A 16,336-nucleotide genomic window follows, 5' to 3' on the forward strand; every position below is an offset into this window, starting at 1 on the left:
ATCAAGCACCATGTCCAGCACTACCTCCCTGCGCATCGCCCTGGTCGGCAATCCCAATTGCGGCAAGACCGCCCTTTTCAACCAGCTGACCGGCAGCCGCCAGAAGGTCGCCAACTATGCAGGCGTCACGGTCGAACGCAAGGAAGGCCGCTTCACCGCGCCGTCCGGCCGCGTGTTCCAGCTGCTGGACTTGCCTGGCGCCTACAGCCTGGAGGCGACCAGTCCGGATGAAATGATCACGCGCAAGGTCTGCCTCGGCCAGATGCCGGGCGAGGCGCTGCCCGATCTGGTGGTGTGCGTGGCCGATGCCACCAATCTGCGCCTGCATCTGCGTTTCGTGCTGGAAGTGAAACGGCTGGGCCGGCCGATGGTGCTGGCGCTGAACATGATGGACGCCGCCCGCAAACGCGGCATAGTCATCAACCGCGAAGAACTGGAACGCCGCCTCGGCATTCCGGTGATCGAGACGGTGGCGGTGCGCAGCGGCGGCGCCCGCGCGCTGATCCAGCACCTGGACCAGGCCGGCGCGCCGGCCTCGGCGGCCACGGCGGCCGGAACCAGCGACGAAGACTTGCACGCACAGGTGCGCGCGATGCTGGCCGCGGCTGTCGCCATGCCGCGCAATACGTCGATGATCGACGACGCCATCGACCGCTGGGTGCTGCATCCGGTGATAGGACTGGCGCTGCTGGCTGCCATCATGTTCTTCATTTTCCAGGCAGTATTTTCCTGGGCGCAGCCGCTGATGGCGGCAATTCAGGCCGGCGTCAGCGCCGTCGGCGCCTGGGTCGCCGCGGCGATGCCGGAAAGCCTGCTGCGCAGCCTGATCAGCGACGGCATCTTCGGCGGCCTCGGCACCGTGCTGGTGTTCCTGCCGCAGATCCTGATCCTGTTTTTCTTCATCCTGACGCTGGAAGAATCCGGCTACCTGCCGCGCGCCGCCTTCCTGCTGGACCGCATGATGTTCAGCGCCGGACTCACCGGCCGCTCCTTCATCCCGCTGCTGTCGAGCTTTGCCTGCGCGATTCCCGGCATCATGGCCACGCGCAGCATCCAGGATCCGCGCGACCGCCTGACCACCATCCTGGTGGCCCCGCTGATGACCTGCTCGGCGCGCCTGCCGGTGTATACGCTGCTGATCGCCGCCTTCATTCCCAACACCAGCGTGTGGGACCTGTTCAACATGCAAGGCATGGTGCTGTTCGGGCTGTACGTTGCCGGCATCGCCAGCGCCCTGGCGGTGTCCTGGGTCATCAAGCGCGTGCGCAAGGACAAGAGCGAGCATGCGCTGCTGATGGAGCTGCCCTCCTACCGCCTGCCCGGCGCCCGCAATATCGCCATCGGCCTGTGGGAACGGGCGCTGATCTTCCTGCGCCGCGTCACCACCATCATCCTCGCCCTCACCGTCTTGCTGTGGTTCCTGTCGACCTTCCCCGGCCCGCCCGCAGGCGCCACCCTGCCGGCCATCGACTACAGCCTGGCCGGCCGCATCGGGCACCTGCTGGAATACGTATTTGCGCCGATCGGCTTCAACTGGCAGATCTGCATCGCGCTGGTGCCAGGCATGGCGGCACGTGAAGTCGCTGTATCGGCGCTCGGCACGGTGTACGCCATGTCCGGCAGCGAAGAGGCGATCACGTCGCAGCTGGGCCCGGTGATCGCCCACCAATGGTCGCTGGCGACCGCGCTGGCGCTCTTGGCCTGGTACGTATTCGCCCCGCAATGCATGTCGACGCTGGCGGTGATGCGGCGCGAAACCAACTCCTGGAAAGTAGTCGCAGCCGCCACTGCCTACCTGTTCGGCCTGGCCTACCTGGCCGCGTTCCTGACTTATCAAATCACAAGGCTGCTGACATGACCCCGTTCCTGATCATCCAAGCCATCGTCATCAGCCTGGCGGTCATCGCCAGCCTGATCTACGCCTGCCGCCGCCTGATGCCAGCCACCAGCCAGCGCGTGCAGGCAAACCTGGCCAATGCGCTAAGCCAGCCGGCGCGCCCAGCCCTGCTGCGCAAACTCGGCGGACAACTGCAACCGACAGCAGCGGCAGGCGGCTGCGGCAGCGGGTGTGGTTCATGCTCCACCGGCTGCGCTACAAGCGCCCAGACAGTAGAAGAACAACCGCTCAAATTCCGCGAACGTCCTAGCGAATAAAGTGAACCAACAGCTGCGAAAAATCGCATGCGCTCCGTGGCCCGTCAATTGGGGTCAGAGTAATTTTCGCAAAGAACGCGAAAAAAAACTCTGACCCCAATTGACTAGAGCGGCTCCGGTTTTGACGTTGGGGTTGTTTTTGAAGTTGCTGTTGCCGTTGCTTTTGACGTACCCCGCATTGAGACGTTGCCAAATCCGGCGCGTGTCAGCCGGGAATTGTGAGGGGCATGTTTGAGCCGAAGGCGAGTTTTGCCCCTCACCCGGCTGGCGCGCGCCGGATTTGGGAACCCGACCGAAGGGAGGGCAACGGCTTTGCGGTCGCCTTTTCTTTGCTTACTTTCTTTTGGCGAAGCAAAAGAAAGTGAGCGGCTGCCGGGCCGCTCCCGGCAAGCATCCACGGAGCAGCAACCGTTTTAGCAACCCTCAGACCGTTCTTAGCTTGCCAAGACCTGCACTCCGTAGAACGTCAAATGGGGTCAGAGTAATTTACGACGATAAAACTGTCGTAAAAAAACTCTGACCCCATTTGACTGCATTTGCGATTGGCTAGTCGTCCTGCAAGGCAAATCGCGCACAATACTCGTCGGTAATCAACCCCGACCACCACCCGCCCCGCAACACCGCCCGGATCGCCTCCGCCTTCTTCGCCCCGCCCGCCATCCCGATCACCGGCTTCGACGGCGGCGAAGCCAGCGGCAAACTCGTCACCCGATCCTCGATAGGCGAAGCAACCAGCCGCCCATCCCCCGCAATCGCATGCCCGATCATCTCCCCCACCGCCCCATGCGCCTGCAGCTGCGCCACCTCCGCCGCGGTAAGGAAACCATCCTCGTGCATCGGACAGCCAGGCGCAATCGTGCCGACCCCGATAAACGTCACATCCGCCTGCTGCGCCAGGTCCGCAACGATGCGGTACACCCGGTGCTGGCACCACTGCCGCATATCCTCGGCGCTGTCCGCCACCAGCGGCGCCGGCAGCAAAAAGAAGCGCCCCTGCGTTTTATCGGCCACCGTCAGCGCCACGTCATAGCGGTTCGACGAACCGTCCGCCGCAATCGCTCCCACCATCGATACAATCCGGTGCTGCGGCCTGTCCATTTCACTCACTGCCTCCAGCACCGCCTTCAAGGTCCGCCCGGAACCGACATTCACCACCAGCGGATTTTCCTGCTGCAGGTAACGCTCGACAATCTCGGCGCCCACCACCGCCAGCATCTGCTGCACGCCGGCATCGTCCACCATGCTGCCAGCCGCTCCCACGCTCGGCACGACATGGCATTGCTCCAGGCCATAGCGCTGCTGCAAGGCTGCCGCCAGCTCCAGGCATTCCGACACCGGATGCTCGACCCTCACCTTGACCAGCCCCGATTCGCGCGCATAAGCCACCAGCCGCTGCGCCATCTGCCGCGAAATACCCAGGTGGTCGGCGATCTCGTTCTGGGTATTGCCAACCACGTAATACATCCACGCCGCCCGGGCTGCGAGATCCAGTTTTTCATTTCTTGATGCCATTTGATGTCCTTTTTTCGTCGGCGCGCGGCAACGCTGAGGTCTTATTGCAGTGCACTAAAAGCGCGGCCTGCGTACGGCATGCGATCACGAATTGTCCCAGATAGCGCACCGCAACATAAGCATTCGGCAGGGATTTATTCGGCAAAAAAATCTTGACATGACTTGGATCATGAATGATTATTTGCTCAACGAGAAGTCTTTTGCTCAATATTTTCACTGAAGCGTACGAAAATGCGGAACAAGGGACGGCGTTACAGCAGCTTTCGGGCGGCCAGCGCAAGCGCGGCATGCCGACGGAAGCGACAAAGCGAAGCCGCGCAAGTCGGCATGGCTAATTGATGATTCCTACCACGGAGACAAACATGAAACGTCGCAGCATCGGCAGCAGCCCGTTCGCAGCCATCCTGGCCCCCCTTTCCATGGCAATGCTCTGCAGCAGCGCCTGGGCCGCCCCGGTTACCGTCAACATCGCAACGATCAACAATCCGGACATGATCGAACTGCAAAAGCTTTCCGCCAATTTCGAAGCCGCCAATCCCGACATCAAGCTGCGCTGGGTGGTGCTGGAAGAAAACGTCCTGCGCCAGCGCGTCACTACCGACATCGCCACCGGCAGCGGCCAGTTCGACCTGATGACCATAGGCGCATATGAAGCGCCGATCTGGGCCAAGAAAGGCTGGCTGGCGCCTATGGAAGGCTTGCCCGCCAATTACGATGAAGGCGACCTGATCAAGAGCGTGCGCGACGGCCTGACGGAAGGCGGCAAGCTGTACGCGCTGCCGTTCTACGCCGAAAGCTCGATGACCTACTACCGCAAGGACCTGTTTGCGGAAAAGGGTTTGAAAATGCCTGAGCACCCGACCTACACGGACATCGCCGGCTTCGCCGAAAAACTCACCGACAAGCAGAACGGCATCGCCGGCATCTGCCTGCGCGGCCGTGCAGGCTGGGGCGAAAACATGGCGCTGGTCGGGACCATGGTCAATACCTTCGGCGCCCGCTGGTTCGATGAGAAATGGCAGCCGCAGCTCAATACGCCGGAATGGAAAAACGCTGTCACCACCTATGTCGACCTGCTGCGCAAATACGGTCCGCAAGGCGCCACCTCCAACGGTTTCAACGAAAACCTGGTGCTGTTCTCCAGCGGCAAATGCGGCATGTGGATAGACGCCACGGTGGCAGCCGGCATGATCTACAGCAGCAAGGAATCGAAGGTTGTCGGCAAAGTCGCATTTGCGCCGTCTCCGGTCGCCGTTACGCCGAAGGGCGCGCACTGGCTGTGGATCTGGTCGCTGGCGATTCCGAAATCGTCGAAATCGCAGGACGCCGCCAAGAAATTCGCCGCCTGGGCCACTTCCAAGGAATACATCCAGCTGGTCGCCAAGGAAAAAGGCTGGGGCCTGGTGCCTCCCGGCACTCGCATGTCGACCTACGCGTCGCCTGACTACAAGAAGGCGGCGCCGTATTCCGACTTCGTCCTGAGCGCCATCCAGACCGCCGACACCAAGGACCCCACCTTGCAGAAAGTGCCTTACACCGGCATCCAGTTTGCGACGATTCCTGAGTTCCAGTCGCTCGGGACGGTAGTCGGACAGGCGATTGCCGGCGCGCTGGCAGGCAAGTCGACCGTCGACGTCGCGCTGCAGACATCGCAGGCGCAAGCGGACCGGGTGATGCGTCAAGGGCGCTATATCAAATAAGTAAGCAAGTAAATAAGCAAGTAAATAAGCAGGCAATCGTGTAAGCAGCCATCAATAAAAACAGCAGGCCCGCAAGCGGACGCCGACGTCCGCTTGCCTTCCCTTGCCGCTGCCGGGTCTGATCGGACCCAGCCTTTTCCGGTCCATCATTCGCAGCGCAAAAAAAACGTAAGAGGTAAATCATGTCGACTCCTTTCGCCCAGGCCGCCAACGCAGCCCTGCCGGCACGGCCCAGCGCCGGCAAGTTCAAGCCGGTACGGCTGCTGCAAACGCCTTCAGTGCTGTTGCTGCTGCTGTGGATGATCGTGCCGCTGGCGATGACGCTGTATTTCTCGGTCATCCGCTACAACCTGATGATGCCCGACGCCACCGGCTTTGTCGGCCTGGACAACTACGCCTTCCTGCTCAGCGATCCGGCGTTCTGGCCGTCGATCCTCAATACGCTGGTGCTGATCGGCTCGGTGCTGGTCATCAGCGTGGTCGGCGGCACCTTGCTGGCAGTGCTGTTCGACCAGCCCTTCTTCGGCCGCGGCATCGCCCGCCTGCTGGTGATCGGCCCCTTCTTCGTGATGCCGACCGTGGCCGCCCTGATCTGGAAAAACATGATCCTGCATCCGGTCTACGGCCTGCTGGCATGGGCTATGCGTCTGGTCGGCCTGGAGCCGGTCGACTGGCTGGCTGAATACCCGATGCTGTCGGTGATCATGATCGTCGCCTGGCAATGGATTCCGTTTGCCTTCCTGATCCTGCTGACCGCGCTGCAGTCGCTGGACATGGAACAGAAAGAAGCGGCGCAGCTGGACGGCGCCGGACCGGTGCGGGTGTTCTGGTATGTGGTGCTGCCGCATCTCAAGCGCGCCATCACGGTCGTCATCATGATCGAAACCATTTTCCTGCTGTCGATCTTCGCCGAAATATTCACCACTACCGCCGGCGGCCCCGGCACGGCGACCACCAACCTGGCTTACCTGGTGTATTCGATCGGCCTGCAGCAGTTCGATATCGGCATCGCCTCGGCCGGCGGCATCATCGCCGTGGTGCTGGCTAACATTGTGTCGTTCTTCCTGGTGCGGATGATGGCCAAGAACCTGAAAGGAGCGAACGAAAAATGAAAGCTAAAAACACCAATCGCCTGTGGCTGGGCGTGCTGGCATGGGCCTGCGCCATCGTCCTGTTCTTCCCCATCTTCTGGGTGGCGATCACCGCCTTCAAGACCGAGCACCAGGCTTATGTGCCGAGCCTGATTTTCTGGCCGACGCTGGAAAGCTTCCACGAAGTGCTGGCGCGCAGCAGCTACATGAACTTCGTCAGCCACTCGCTGATCGTCTCGCTCGGCTCCACCGTGCTGGCGCTGCTGATCGCGGTGCCGGCAGCCTACTCGATGGCGTTCTTCCCGACCGCCAAGACCCAGAAACTGCTGCTGTGGATGCTGTCGACCAAGATGATGCCGGCGGTCGGCGTGCTGATCCCGATCTACCTGCTCGCCAAGAACACCGGCCTGCTCGATACCGTGACCGGCCTGACCATCATCTATACCCTGATCAACCTGCCGATCGCGGTGTGGATGGCGTTCACCTATTTCAACGACGTGCCCAAGGAAATCCTGGAAGCGGCACGCATAGACGGCGCCAACGCCTGGCAGGAAATGCTCTACCTGCTGTTGCCGACGTCGATGCCAGGACTGGTCTCGACCGCGCTGCTGCTGATCATCCTCTCCTGGAACGAAGCATTCTGGAGCATCAACCTGACCAGCGTCAGCGGCGCGCCGCTGACCGTCTTCATCGCTTCCTATTCGAATCCGGAAGGCCTGTTCTGGGCCAAGCTGTCGGCGGCATCCTTGCTGGCGATCGCGCCGATCATGGTGCTTGGCTGGCTGGCGCAAAAGCAGCTGGTGCGCGGCCTGACCTTTGGCGCGGTGAAATGACGCCGATGACCCATACCGCAATGAACCAACATATCACTCACCTGATCTGCGACTGCGACGGCGTCCTGCTGGACAGCGAAAGCATCGCCCTCGCCGTCCTCCACCGGCAGCTGAGCAGCTACTTGCCGCGCAGCCTGGTGCGAGGCGACGGCCAGGCCGAACTGGCGCTCGAGTCGGCACTGCACGGCGCGATAGCGGAACGGCTGGGCATGATGACCGACCAGCTGCTCGATGAGCTCAACGCCCAGTTCAGCCTCGGCTTGCTGACGCCCGACTACTCCGCCATCAACCTGGCCGTCAGCCGCGCCTGCAGCGAAGAAGTCACGGCGGTGCCGGGCGTCATCGACGTGCTGGCGGCGATCCCCTTGCCCAAGGCCGTCGCCAGCAACAGCAGCCTGCTGCGCATCGCCGCCGGCTTGCGCCGCTGCGGACTGCTGGAACTGTTCGACGGCCATATCCACAGCGGCCACGACATGGGCACGCCCAAGCCGGCGCCGGATGTTTACCTGGCCGCCGCCGCCGGCTTCCAGGTCGCGCCGCGGCACTGCATCGCCATCGACGACAGCGTCACCGGCGTCCGTTCCGCAGTCGCCGCCGGCATCCGCGTGTTCGGCTTTACCGGCGTTGCGCACGACCGCGGCCAAGCCGCCGCACGCCTGCTGGCGGCGGGCGCCGAGCAGGTATTCGAGGACATGCAGCAGCTACCCGGCCTGCTGGCGGCTTAGCTGCACGATTTCAGCCATCGCCTTGGCGCCGAGCGGCAAGGCGATTCGAGAATAAAACAGAAGGAGACCATCATGGCAGGCGTAAAAATCAGGAACCTCATCAAGAGCTACGACGACAATGAAGTCATGCGCGACATCAACCTGGATATCGACGATGGCGAATTCGTGGTCTTTGTCGGCCCCAGCGGCTGCGGCAAATCCACCCTGCTGCGCATGATCGCCGGCCTGGAAGACATCAGCAGCGGCGACCTGTTCATCGGCGACACCCGCATGAACGACGTGCCGCCGGCCAAGCGCGGCATCGCCATGGTGTTCCAGTCCTATGCGCTGTATCCGCACATGACGCTGTACGACAACATGGCTTTCGGCCTGAAGATCGCAGGCAAATCGAAAGCCGAGATCGACGCCGCCGTGCAGAAGGCCGCCAAGACCCTGCATATCGACCATCTGCTGGACCGCAAGCCCAAGGCCCTGTCCGGCGGCCAGCGCCAGCGCGTCGCCATCGGCCGCGCCATCACGCGCGAACCCAGCGTGTTCCTGTTCGACGAACCGCTGTCCAACCTGGATTCGGCGCTGCGGGTCAAGATGCGCCTGGAGTTTTCACGGCTGCACGACCAGCTCAAGACCACCATGATCTATGTCACCCACGACCAGATCGAAGCCATGACCCTGGCCGACAAGATCGTGGTGCTGTCGGCCGGCCGCATCGAGCAGGTCGGCTCGCCGCAGCAGCTCTACCATCATCCGGCCAACCGTTTCGTAGCCGGCTTCATCGGCTCGCCAAAGATGAATTTCATCGATGGCAAAGTGGTCGCTATCGGCGCCAACGGCGTGCTGGTGGAACTGGCCAGCGGCGGCCGCCAGTCGGTCGCGGTGGATGGCGGCAGCCTGCAGATCGGCGCCGCGGTCAGCATCGGCGTGCGCGCCGAACACCTGATGCTGGATGCGCGGACGCCAATGCTTAAAGCCAGATTCACGGTGCTGGAAGCGCTCGGCGATTTCTCCTATCTGTACGCCGATTCGACAGCATCCGAGGAACCGCTGGTGCTGCGCGTGGCCGATACCGTCAGCATGCTGCGCGGCAGTGAAATCGGCGTCTCCGCCGACCCGCAGCGCTGCCATCTGTTCGACCAGAGCGGCCGCGCCCTGCCCCGGCTGAACGCTCCTGACAACGCCGCAGCGGCGGACCAGGGCCGCGCAGCCGCACAGGTGGCATAAAACCGTCGCCAACCGGACAACTATCGAGAACCACGCTTTTTTGTGATTCGCTTTTGTCATTCGCTTTTATCAATATTCACCAGGACTCGTCATGCAAGTCACTTCCTCCGCTGCCAATGGATCCGAGCAGATCTGGCTGCACATAGGCGCAGGCTCTTTCCACCGCGCGCACCAGGCGGTCTATCTTCACCACCTGATGGAGAGCGGCGATCGCAGCTGGTCGCTGGCGCTGGCCAACATCCGCGACGACATGACGCCGCTGCTGGATGCGCTGGAACGGCAGGACGGCGCCTATACGCTGGAAACCGTGACGCCCGGCGGCGTCCGCAGCTATGAAGTGATACGCTCGATCAAGACCATCGTGCCGTGGGACGCCGCGCTGCTGGAACTGACCGCCATCGGCGCCCGCAGCAGCACCAAGGTGATTTCCTTCACCGTCACCGAAGGCGGCTACTATCTCGATCACCAGCATCGCCTCGACACCGCCAACCCGGACCTGGCCGCCGACCTGCAAGGCGAACTGAACACCATCTACGGCGCCATGACCGCCATCCTGCGCGCCCGCGCCGCAGCCAACGGCGGCCCGGTGACCCTGCTCAACTGCGACAACCTGCGCCATAACGGCGAACGCTTCCATGACGGCTTGCTGCAGTTTCTTGCACTGCGCGGCGAGACCGCCTTGCAGCGATGGGTAAAGGAACATACTCGCAGCCCCAATTCCATGGTCGACCGCATCACACCGCGCCCTACCGATGAAGTGCGGGCGCGCGTGGCGCAGGCATGCGGCGAGCCCGATCCATGTGCGATCATGGCCGAATCGTTCATCCAGTGGGTGATCGAGGATGACTTTGCCGCCGGCCGTCCGGCGCTGGAAAAAGTCGGCGTCGAAATGGTGAAATCGGTGCTGCCCTACGAAGAAGCCAAGATCCGCATACTCAACGCCACCCACAGCTGCATCGCCTGGGCCGGCACGCTGGTGGGGCTTACCTATATCGACCAGGATTGCGCGCGCCCGGATATCCGCAAAATGGCCTTCGACTATGTGACCCAAGATGTCATCCCCTGCCTGACGCCCAGCCCGCTCAACCTGGAAAACTACCGCGACACCGTGCTGGAGCGTTTCAGCAATCCCAACATCCAGGACAGCAACCAGCGCGTCGCCGCCGACGGCTTCTCCAAGATCCCGGGCTTCATCGCGCCGACCCTGCAGGAATGCCTGGCGCGCGGCGTGGTGCCGCATGCCACGCTGATGCTGCCGGCGCTGTTCTTCCTGTTCCTGCAGCGCTGGGCCGGCGGCGAGCTGCCCTACGCCTACCAGGACGGCGTGTTCGACGCGACGGCCACCCGCGCCATGCTGGCCAGCGCCGACCCGCTGCGCGCCTATTGCGCCGATACGGCCTTATGGGGCAAACTAGCCGGCAGCGCGCAGCTGGAATTGCCGCTGCGCGAGGCGGTCATCAGGGTCCAGGACTGGCTGGCGCAGCAGCACTGATTCGACGCGAATAACGTGACCGATGGCGCAGGCCGGGATTGAACCGGCTGACGCCGGATCACCCTGCCCGCAGCAAAACGCCACACGCAAAGAGGAATTGCAAAATGTATCTGGGCATCGACCTGGGCACCTCGGAAGTCAAGGTAGTCCTGATGGACCACGCCGGCAATCTGCTGGCCGACGCCGGCTCCGCACTCACTGTCTCGCGGCCGCAGCCGCGCTGGTCGGAGCAGGATCCCGAGCAGTGGTGGCAAGCCACCGGCGACACCATCGCCAAGCTGCGCGCCAAGGCGCCGCAGCAGTTCGGCGAGGTGCGCGCCATCGGCCTGTCCGGCCAGATGCATGGCGCGGTCGTGCTCGATGCCAAAGACCAGGTATTGCGCCCGGCGATACTGTGGAACGATTTGCGCAGCATCAGCGAATGCGCAGAACTTACCGCGCGCGCGCCACAGCTGCATCAGATCGCCGGCAACCTCGCCATGCCCGGCTTCACCGCTCCCAAGCTGCTCTGGCTGGCGCGCCATGAACCTGAAATATTCGACGCCATGGCGACCGTGCTGCTGCCCAAGGACTGGCTGCGCCTGAAACTCACCGGCAACAAAGTCTCCGAACCCTCCGACGCCGCCGGCACGCTATGGCTGGATGTCGCCAAGCGCGACTGGTCCGACCAGCTGCTGGCCGCCACCGGCATGCGGCGCGCGCACATGCCGCGCCTGGTGGAAGGCGGCGAATCCTCCGGCACGCTGCTGCCTGAAGTCGCCAAGGCCTGGGGCTTGTCGCCCGCGGTCATGGTCGCCGGCGGCGGCGGCGACGGCGCCGCCAGCGCGGTCGGCATCGGCGCGGTCAATCCCGGCGACGGCTTCATCTCGCTAGGCACCTCCGGCGTGCTGTTCGTCGTCAACGACCGCTTCCGCCCCAATCCCGCCCAGGCAGTGCACGCCTTCTGCCACGCCCTGCCCGGCCGCTGGCACCAGATGAGCGTGATGCTCTCCGCCGCCAGCTGCCTGCGCTGGTTCTGCCGCCTGGTCAGCGTCGACGAAACCACCCTGCTCAACGAAATCGCCGCGCTAAGCCCGGCCGAACTGGAAAACGCACCGCTGTTCCTGCCCTACCTGTCCGGCGAACGCACACCCCACAACGACCCCTACGCCCAAGGCGTCTTCCACGGCCTGTCGCACGCCCACGGCCGCGCCGCCCTGGGCTACGCCGTGATCGAAGGCGTCAGCTTCGGCATGGCCGACGGCCTGCATGCCCTGCATACGGCAGGAACCGAAGTGAGCGAATTATCGCTGGTAGGCGGCGGCTCACGCAGCCCCTACTGGGCGCAACTGATCGCCGATACGCTGAAGGTGCGGATGGTGACCCACATCGGCAGCGAAACCGGCGGCGCGCTCGGCGCTGCACGGCTGGCCTGGCTGGCGGCCAATGATCAATCCGACAAGGAAGCCGTCATTTGCGCCAAGCCGCCGCAGCGCGAAGCATTCACGCCCAACCCGCTGCGCCATGCCGCTTTGCAGCCGCGGCTGGAGGCTTATAGGGAGATTTACCGCTGCCGCCCACAACGCTCCGGTGATCTAGATCAAGCGGCGCATTAACTGGCTTCACTTTTGATTAATTGCTGATAAAATCATTGTCAGCTTTTGCTGGGTAACTTGCGAGAGCAGTGCCGGTGTAGCTCAGTTGGTAGAGCAATTCATTCGTAATGAAGAGGTCGGGGGTTCGACTCCTCTCTCCGGCACCACGAGACATTTTAGGAAATCGCCATGAAGCGCCGCAAACCAGGTAAATACTTGGTTCTGCGGCGTTTTTTTCATTCCTGTCCCAATCTACAAAAAACCACCAATAACCACTAATTACTGATATCGATTCCCCAGAATTTACCCAACGACTCCCCAATTTCGTGATGTAATTGGCACCGTTTTTTAGGGGAAATAGGATATATGGCATCAATCGTAAAGTGTGCAGGTGGCTGGCGGGTTCAAATTGCAATAAAAGGGAAACGTAAGTCTGGAACCTACGCGACCAAAGCCCAGGCACAAGCATGGGCTGCTATGCGCGAAACCGAGATTCGCACCGAAGCAGCAACTGGGATGGTCATTGGCAAAACCTGCCGCGATGCCTTCGAGCGATACGAAAAAGAGGTTTCGCGTACTAAGCGTGGTTTTCGATGGGAAGCCTTACGCCTTTCCGGAATGACCAAAGCCGTCGTTGGAAAAGCCGTCTTCGGCGACGTCAAACTCAACGAGCTGACGGCCCCAACCGCCCCATCCATGCCTCATCGCCGCGCCTGCGTCGATCTGGGCCGCTTAGTGCGGCCCTTTTATCGTCCTGAATTGTTGCCTTGGTATGAAAAAGACTTCAGCTAGAGCCTTTCAATTGCAGTCCCCCCCACGCCTGTGGGCTTCGTTAAATGCGCCGCTTTTAACGCAGTTCGCAAAACCCCCAAGCCCTAAAGCTACGCGAAGTTCGCGAGGAAACTGACTGTATCAGCGCGACGCAAAATGACGCACTTTTGGACTGAGCCCCACAATTAAGTTCGGAGAGCGGCAAGACTCAAACGGCCGTTTATACCGACTCGGTCTCAAATTAATTAGATGGCATCTAGTCAGACCATACGTTTGTAAGCCGCCTCGCCCATTCCAGCAACATAACGTACGGACACGAATTTCCAAACGGCTTGGCTTTGTGTGAACTTACAAGCTTGATAGCCACCGTCTGTGAAAATCTTCCTGATATTTCACAGTTGTTGGTTTAATGCTGTCATCTGTATCAAATATATTGACAATGTCAGTAGAGAGCGCTTGACGACCATGTTGGTTACGATATGCGAGTAAAGCCAAGCCCATCGACTCCTGCATCGGTGAAGGATAAACATTTTCACTTCCACCGAAACAACAAACAAGAATATTGCGCTTCTCCAATATCAATCGTATTCTTCGCAGCGCATCAAAAAATCCCCTTTCTGAGGATTCATTTAATGTGCAATCTGGAATGCTAAGCATCAGTCGGGCAACGCTATCCCCATTCTCAAGCTCTTCTTCAAATCCGACCACCTCCACCAGTTCTTTCAAACCGTTCGCATACAGAATGAGAATATTTTTCCGAAATTGTTCCATTTTTCGCACCACCTATTCGCAACCACAATTAGGATTCGGGACATAAGTATTGGATGGTATCCCCTTTATCTGGGGATACGCACCCATTACTTCTCCTCCTGAAATTCCACCAGGCATTGCCATTTCTTGCTGCTCTGGATAAGGAGATTTCGCACCAAGCGCCCTATTTACGTCAACACCTCTTGGGGAGCAGATCTTGTAAACATAACCATTTTTCCCCGAAAAAGCTTCTGCAATTCCTTGTGAACGAGATGTCGGAACATAACCACTGTCTGGCGATCCTTGCGCATGTTTAAGCAAATCCATGTTATTCCCCTTAGGACTAAATCCAGAATTAAAAACTATATTTGGCGGTTGGCTAGCTCTATCACCTCGATACACAATAAAAGTTTTGCATTCACAATCACCAATACGAGTGTCACCCGCAAGAGATATCGTAGCTCCCAAAGTACCTAGCATCCGAAGCTGGGCTAACAACCCTGATAAGCTCGGTAGAGAAACTTCAGGCTCCGGATATGTTGTCGCGGACAAACCAGTAGCGTCCGTATTGCTCATTGGATTTGCGTTTGTATATGCGTATGTATTAACGCCGCCGCCTAGCCCAATCGGATCAGACTGTACATATCGCCCCTGCTGCGGATCATAATCCCGGTTGATATTGTAGAAATTATTCGTCTCTTTATCATACAGCTGCCCTGGAAAACGCTGGTTGTACGCGAATGCTCCCAAACTGCTCGGATTCTCATCCGGCGGTTGCAATCCAAACGGATCGGCATTGTCCCAACGCCATACCATCTGGTTGTCGGTTGCCTGTGTGATCACCCGTGGCGTGTTGATGTGATCTGCGTAGACATAGTAGATGTTCGTCGCTGTGCTCTGACTTGATCCTGTGCCTGTGGTCGCTTGTTTCAATACTGCGACCGGCAGGCTACCCAGATACACCGTCTCTTCGATCACTTGTTGATTAGCGTCGTATTCGCCGATCAGATGGCTTGCGCTGTCATACATGTAGCTGTTGCTGCCCGTGGCAATGATGCTGGTCGGACCTTGCTTTTGCACCCGCTGGTCAATACCGTTGTGGATGTAGGTGACGGTGTTTCCAGCGTTCGTTGCACTGACCATCCTTCCCCGATCGCTATAGGTATAGCTGATGGTGCTGTCGCTGCTCAGATTCCCTGCTGCATCATAGGTGTTGCTCTTGGCCGGCGTCGGTCCTGTCGTGGCCGTCAGCTGATTGCTGTTCGCCGCAATCGTATTGGCGTAGCTGCCGCTGCCGAAAGTCGCCTGGGTGCGGTTGCCGTTCTGATCGTACTGGAAGCTCTGGTTGCTGGTACTGCTGCTACCGGTGACGGAGTTAAGCCGGTCCAGGTTGTCATAGCCGTAGCTTTGGTTGAAGTTGGCAGGTGCGCTATTGCCGGTGCCCGTGCCGCTGTGGCTAGTCGCTGTGATACGGCTGGCCGCATCGTAGCTGATCGTCCGGTTGGTGCCGTTACTCAAGGCATTGCCCAGCGGGTAGCTGATCACACGACCATCCAGGTCAATGCCCCTGGCATAGGTGTTCGTGCTGGTACTGCTGCTATTGCCCCAGGTCCAGGCATTCACAGGACCAAAGGCTTGATAACCGATACCGGTCAATAAAGGGATGGTGCTGCCGGTATTGGTGTCACCACCGGTGGTATTGGTCGGATTCAGGGTCAGACTATTGATCCGCCCTGCAGCGTCATAACCGTAGTTGATCCGGTTACCGCTGGGGTAAGTCGTGCTGATCAATTTGCCGGTGGTAGTGCCGCTGCTGCCATAGCCGTAGCTGAGCGTGCTGCTGGCGCCAGTGCTGCTGAGCGTCTGCACCTTGGTCAGCAAGCGGCCGAAGCCGTCATAGGCATAGGTGGTCTGGCCGGAGCCGTCGACCATCCGAGTCAGGTGACCCTTGGCGTTCGGGGCGCCGCTGGTACCACCGTCGTATTCAAACTGGGTGGCAGTACCGCTGGCATAGCTGATCTGGGTCAGGCGGTTGAGGGCATCGTAGCTATAGGTGGTGGTCTTGCCACGGGCATCGGTACGGGTCTTCAGGTTGCCGGCGGCATCATAGGTTTTACTCGTGCTGCCGGTATCGGGGCTGGTGAGCGCGTTCTGGTTGCCCAGGCCATCCACGGCATAGCTGGTCACCAGATTTCTCGGATCGGTGACGGTGCTGAGCTGGTCCTGGCCATCATAGGTAAAACTGACGGTGGGGCTGGTGCCGCCTGCAGCCGGAACCGGTTGCACCTACTGGATCAGGCGTCCCAGCGGATCGTAGCTTTGGGTGGTGATGTTCCCCAGGGGATCGGTGATCTTGGTTCGATTGCCCATGGCATCGTATTCATAGCTGGTGGTCGTGTTCTGGACCGCTTGCGCCAGGGCTGCCGTGCCATTCACACTGCCCATCAGCGGACTATAGGCCAGCGTGAACAGTACCGCGCTGACCAGAGTCTTGATACTCGCTTGTTTCCCCATTA

At 60.4% G+C, this 16,336-nt stretch carries 15 protein-coding genes and 1 tRNA gene; 11 read left to right on the forward strand and 5 right to left on the reverse strand.

The annotated features are described in order from the left end of the window. The first annotated feature begins 10 nt into the window (after positions 1–10). Positions 11–1,858 carry a ferrous iron transporter B gene (gene feoB, locus KHU30_RS21155; RefSeq protein WP_211444586.1) on the forward strand — a complete coding sequence of 616 codons (1,848 nt, stop codon included), beginning with the start codon at positions 11–13 and terminating at the stop codon, positions 1,856–1,858. Further along, the gene (locus tag KHU30_RS21160) at positions 1,855–2,154 is read left to right on the forward strand and encodes a DUF6587 family protein (RefSeq protein ID WP_211444587.1); all 300 of its coding nucleotides are present in this window, start codon (positions 1,855–1,857) and stop codon (positions 2,152–2,154) included. The genes feoB and KHU30_RS21160 overlap by 4 nt, the downstream gene beginning before the upstream one ends. Positions 2,155–2,700: 546 nt before the next feature. On the opposite strand, the gene KHU30_RS21165 is transcribed toward KHU30_RS21160, so the two are convergent. Together KHU30_RS21165 and KHU30_RS21170 are read right to left on the reverse strand one after the other, a co-directional pair. Beyond that, the gene (locus tag KHU30_RS21165) at positions 2,701–3,666 is read right to left on the reverse strand and encodes a sugar-binding transcriptional regulator (RefSeq protein ID WP_211444588.1); all 966 of its coding nucleotides are present in this window, start codon (positions 3,664–3,666) and stop codon (positions 2,701–2,703) included. Beyond that, positions 3,650–3,874 (reverse strand): hypothetical protein, encoded by a 225-nt coding sequence (locus KHU30_RS21170; RefSeq protein WP_211444589.1) that lies wholly within the window; start codon positions 3,872–3,874, stop codon positions 3,650–3,652. Before KHU30_RS21170 ends, KHU30_RS21165 begins: the two co-directional genes overlap by 17 nt. 211 nt (positions 3,875–4,085) lie before the next feature. On the opposite strand from KHU30_RS21170, the gene KHU30_RS21175 reads away from it, so the two are divergent. From KHU30_RS21175 to KHU30_RS21215, 9 genes are all read left to right on the forward strand, one after another. After that, positions 4,086–5,366 (forward strand): ABC transporter substrate-binding protein, encoded by a 1,281-nt coding sequence (locus tag KHU30_RS21175; RefSeq protein ID WP_407928126.1) that lies wholly within the window; start codon positions 4,086–4,088, stop codon positions 5,364–5,366. A 182-nt stretch (positions 5,367–5,548) separates the two neighbouring features. Beyond that, a complete protein-coding gene (locus tag KHU30_RS21180; RefSeq protein WP_211444591.1) occupies positions 5,549–6,478 on the forward strand; it encodes a carbohydrate ABC transporter permease in 930 nt (309 codons plus the stop codon). Beyond that, a complete protein-coding gene (locus KHU30_RS21185) occupies positions 6,475–7,290 on the forward strand; it encodes a carbohydrate ABC transporter permease (RefSeq protein ID WP_211444592.1) in 816 nt (271 codons plus the stop codon). Before KHU30_RS21180 ends, KHU30_RS21185 begins: the two co-directional genes overlap by 4 nt. A gap of 20 nt (positions 7,291–7,310) precedes the next feature. After that, positions 7,311–8,015 carry an HAD-IA family hydrolase gene (locus KHU30_RS21190; RefSeq protein ID WP_211444593.1) on the forward strand — a complete coding sequence of 235 codons (705 nt, stop codon included), beginning with the start codon at positions 7,311–7,313 and terminating at the stop codon, positions 8,013–8,015. A 72-nt stretch (positions 8,016–8,087) separates the two neighbouring features. Next, positions 8,088–9,233 (forward strand): ABC transporter ATP-binding protein, encoded by a 1,146-nt coding sequence (locus KHU30_RS21195; RefSeq protein WP_211444594.1) that lies wholly within the window; start codon positions 8,088–8,090, stop codon positions 9,231–9,233. 91 nt (positions 9,234–9,324) lie between these two features. Next, positions 9,325–10,725 (forward strand): D-arabinitol 4-dehydrogenase, encoded by a 1,401-nt coding sequence (gene dalD, locus KHU30_RS21200; protein WP_211444595.1) that lies wholly within the window; start codon positions 9,325–9,327, stop codon positions 10,723–10,725. A gap of 104 nt (positions 10,726–10,829) precedes the next feature. Next, a complete protein-coding gene (gene xylB / locus KHU30_RS21205; RefSeq protein WP_211444596.1) occupies positions 10,830–12,320 on the forward strand; it encodes a xylulokinase in 1,491 nt (496 codons plus the stop codon). 70 nt (positions 12,321–12,390) lie between these two features. Continuing rightward, a tRNA-Thr gene (locus KHU30_RS21210) sits at positions 12,391–12,466 on the forward strand. A 199-nt stretch (positions 12,467–12,665) separates the two neighbouring features. Continuing rightward, complete coding sequence (locus tag KHU30_RS21215) at positions 12,666–13,091, forward strand: hypothetical protein (RefSeq protein WP_211444597.1); 426 nt, start codon at positions 12,666–12,668, stop codon at positions 13,089–13,091. A gap of 327 nt (positions 13,092–13,418) precedes the next feature. Here the strand turns inward: KHU30_RS21215 and KHU30_RS21220 are convergent, their stop codons facing one another. The 3 genes from KHU30_RS21220 to KHU30_RS21230 are packed head-to-tail and all read right to left on the reverse strand — an operon-like array spanning position 13,419 to position 16,334. Continuing rightward, positions 13,419–13,841 (reverse strand): hypothetical protein, encoded by a 423-nt coding sequence (locus KHU30_RS21220; RefSeq protein WP_211444598.1) that lies wholly within the window; start codon positions 13,839–13,841, stop codon positions 13,419–13,421. 12 nt (positions 13,842–13,853) lie between these two features. After that, positions 13,854–16,106: an RHS repeat-associated core domain-containing protein gene (locus KHU30_RS25595; RefSeq protein WP_211444599.1), complete on the reverse strand. Its 2,253-nt coding sequence runs from the start codon at positions 16,104–16,106 to the stop codon at positions 13,854–13,856. Beyond that, on the reverse strand, positions 16,107–16,334 hold the full coding sequence (locus KHU30_RS21230) for an RHS repeat domain-containing protein (RefSeq protein ID WP_211444600.1): 228 nt from the start codon (positions 16,332–16,334) through the stop codon (positions 16,107–16,109). Positions 16,335–16,336: the final 2 nt, after the last annotated feature.

Source organism: Collimonas humicola, assembly GCF_018304945.1.
Taxonomy (GTDB): domain Bacteria; phylum Pseudomonadota; class Gammaproteobacteria; order Burkholderiales; family Burkholderiaceae_D; genus Collimonas; species Collimonas humicola.

Excerpts from the sequence above, each read along its gene's own strand:
- feoB (WP_211444586.1), top strand. The coding sequence starts at position 11 with ATGTCCAGCACTACCTCCCTGCGCATCGCCCTGGTCGGCAATCCCAAT.
- KHU30_RS21160 (WP_211444587.1), top strand. The coding sequence starts at position 1,855 with ATGACCCCGTTCCTGATCATCCAAGCCATCGTCATCAGCCTGGCGGTC.
- KHU30_RS21165 (WP_211444588.1), bottom strand. The coding sequence starts at position 3,666 with ATGGCATCAAGAAATGAAAAACTGGATCTCGCAGCCCGGGCGGCGTGG.
- KHU30_RS21175 (WP_407928126.1), top strand. The coding sequence starts at position 4,086 with ATGGCAATGCTCTGCAGCAGCGCCTGGGCCGCCCCGGTTACCGTCAAC.
- KHU30_RS21180 (WP_211444591.1), top strand. The coding sequence starts at position 5,549 with ATGTCGACTCCTTTCGCCCAGGCCGCCAACGCAGCCCTGCCGGCACGG.
- KHU30_RS21185 (WP_211444592.1), top strand. The coding sequence starts at position 6,475 with ATGAAAGCTAAAAACACCAATCGCCTGTGGCTGGGCGTGCTGGCATGG.
- KHU30_RS21190 (WP_211444593.1), top strand. The coding sequence starts at position 7,311 with ATGAACCAACATATCACTCACCTGATCTGCGACTGCGACGGCGTCCTG.
- KHU30_RS21195 (WP_211444594.1), top strand. The coding sequence starts at position 8,088 with ATGGCAGGCGTAAAAATCAGGAACCTCATCAAGAGCTACGACGACAAT.
- dalD (WP_211444595.1), top strand. The coding sequence starts at position 9,325 with ATGCAAGTCACTTCCTCCGCTGCCAATGGATCCGAGCAGATCTGGCTG.
- xylB (WP_211444596.1), top strand. The coding sequence starts at position 10,830 with ATGTATCTGGGCATCGACCTGGGCACCTCGGAAGTCAAGGTAGTCCTG.
- KHU30_RS21215 (WP_211444597.1), top strand. The coding sequence starts at position 12,666 with ATGGCATCAATCGTAAAGTGTGCAGGTGGCTGGCGGGTTCAAATTGCA.
- KHU30_RS21220 (WP_211444598.1), bottom strand. The coding sequence starts at position 13,841 with ATGGAACAATTTCGGAAAAATATTCTCATTCTGTATGCGAACGGTTTG.
- KHU30_RS21230 (WP_211444600.1), bottom strand. The coding sequence starts at position 16,334 with ATGGGGAAACAAGCGAGTATCAAGACTCTGGTCAGCGCGGTACTGTTC.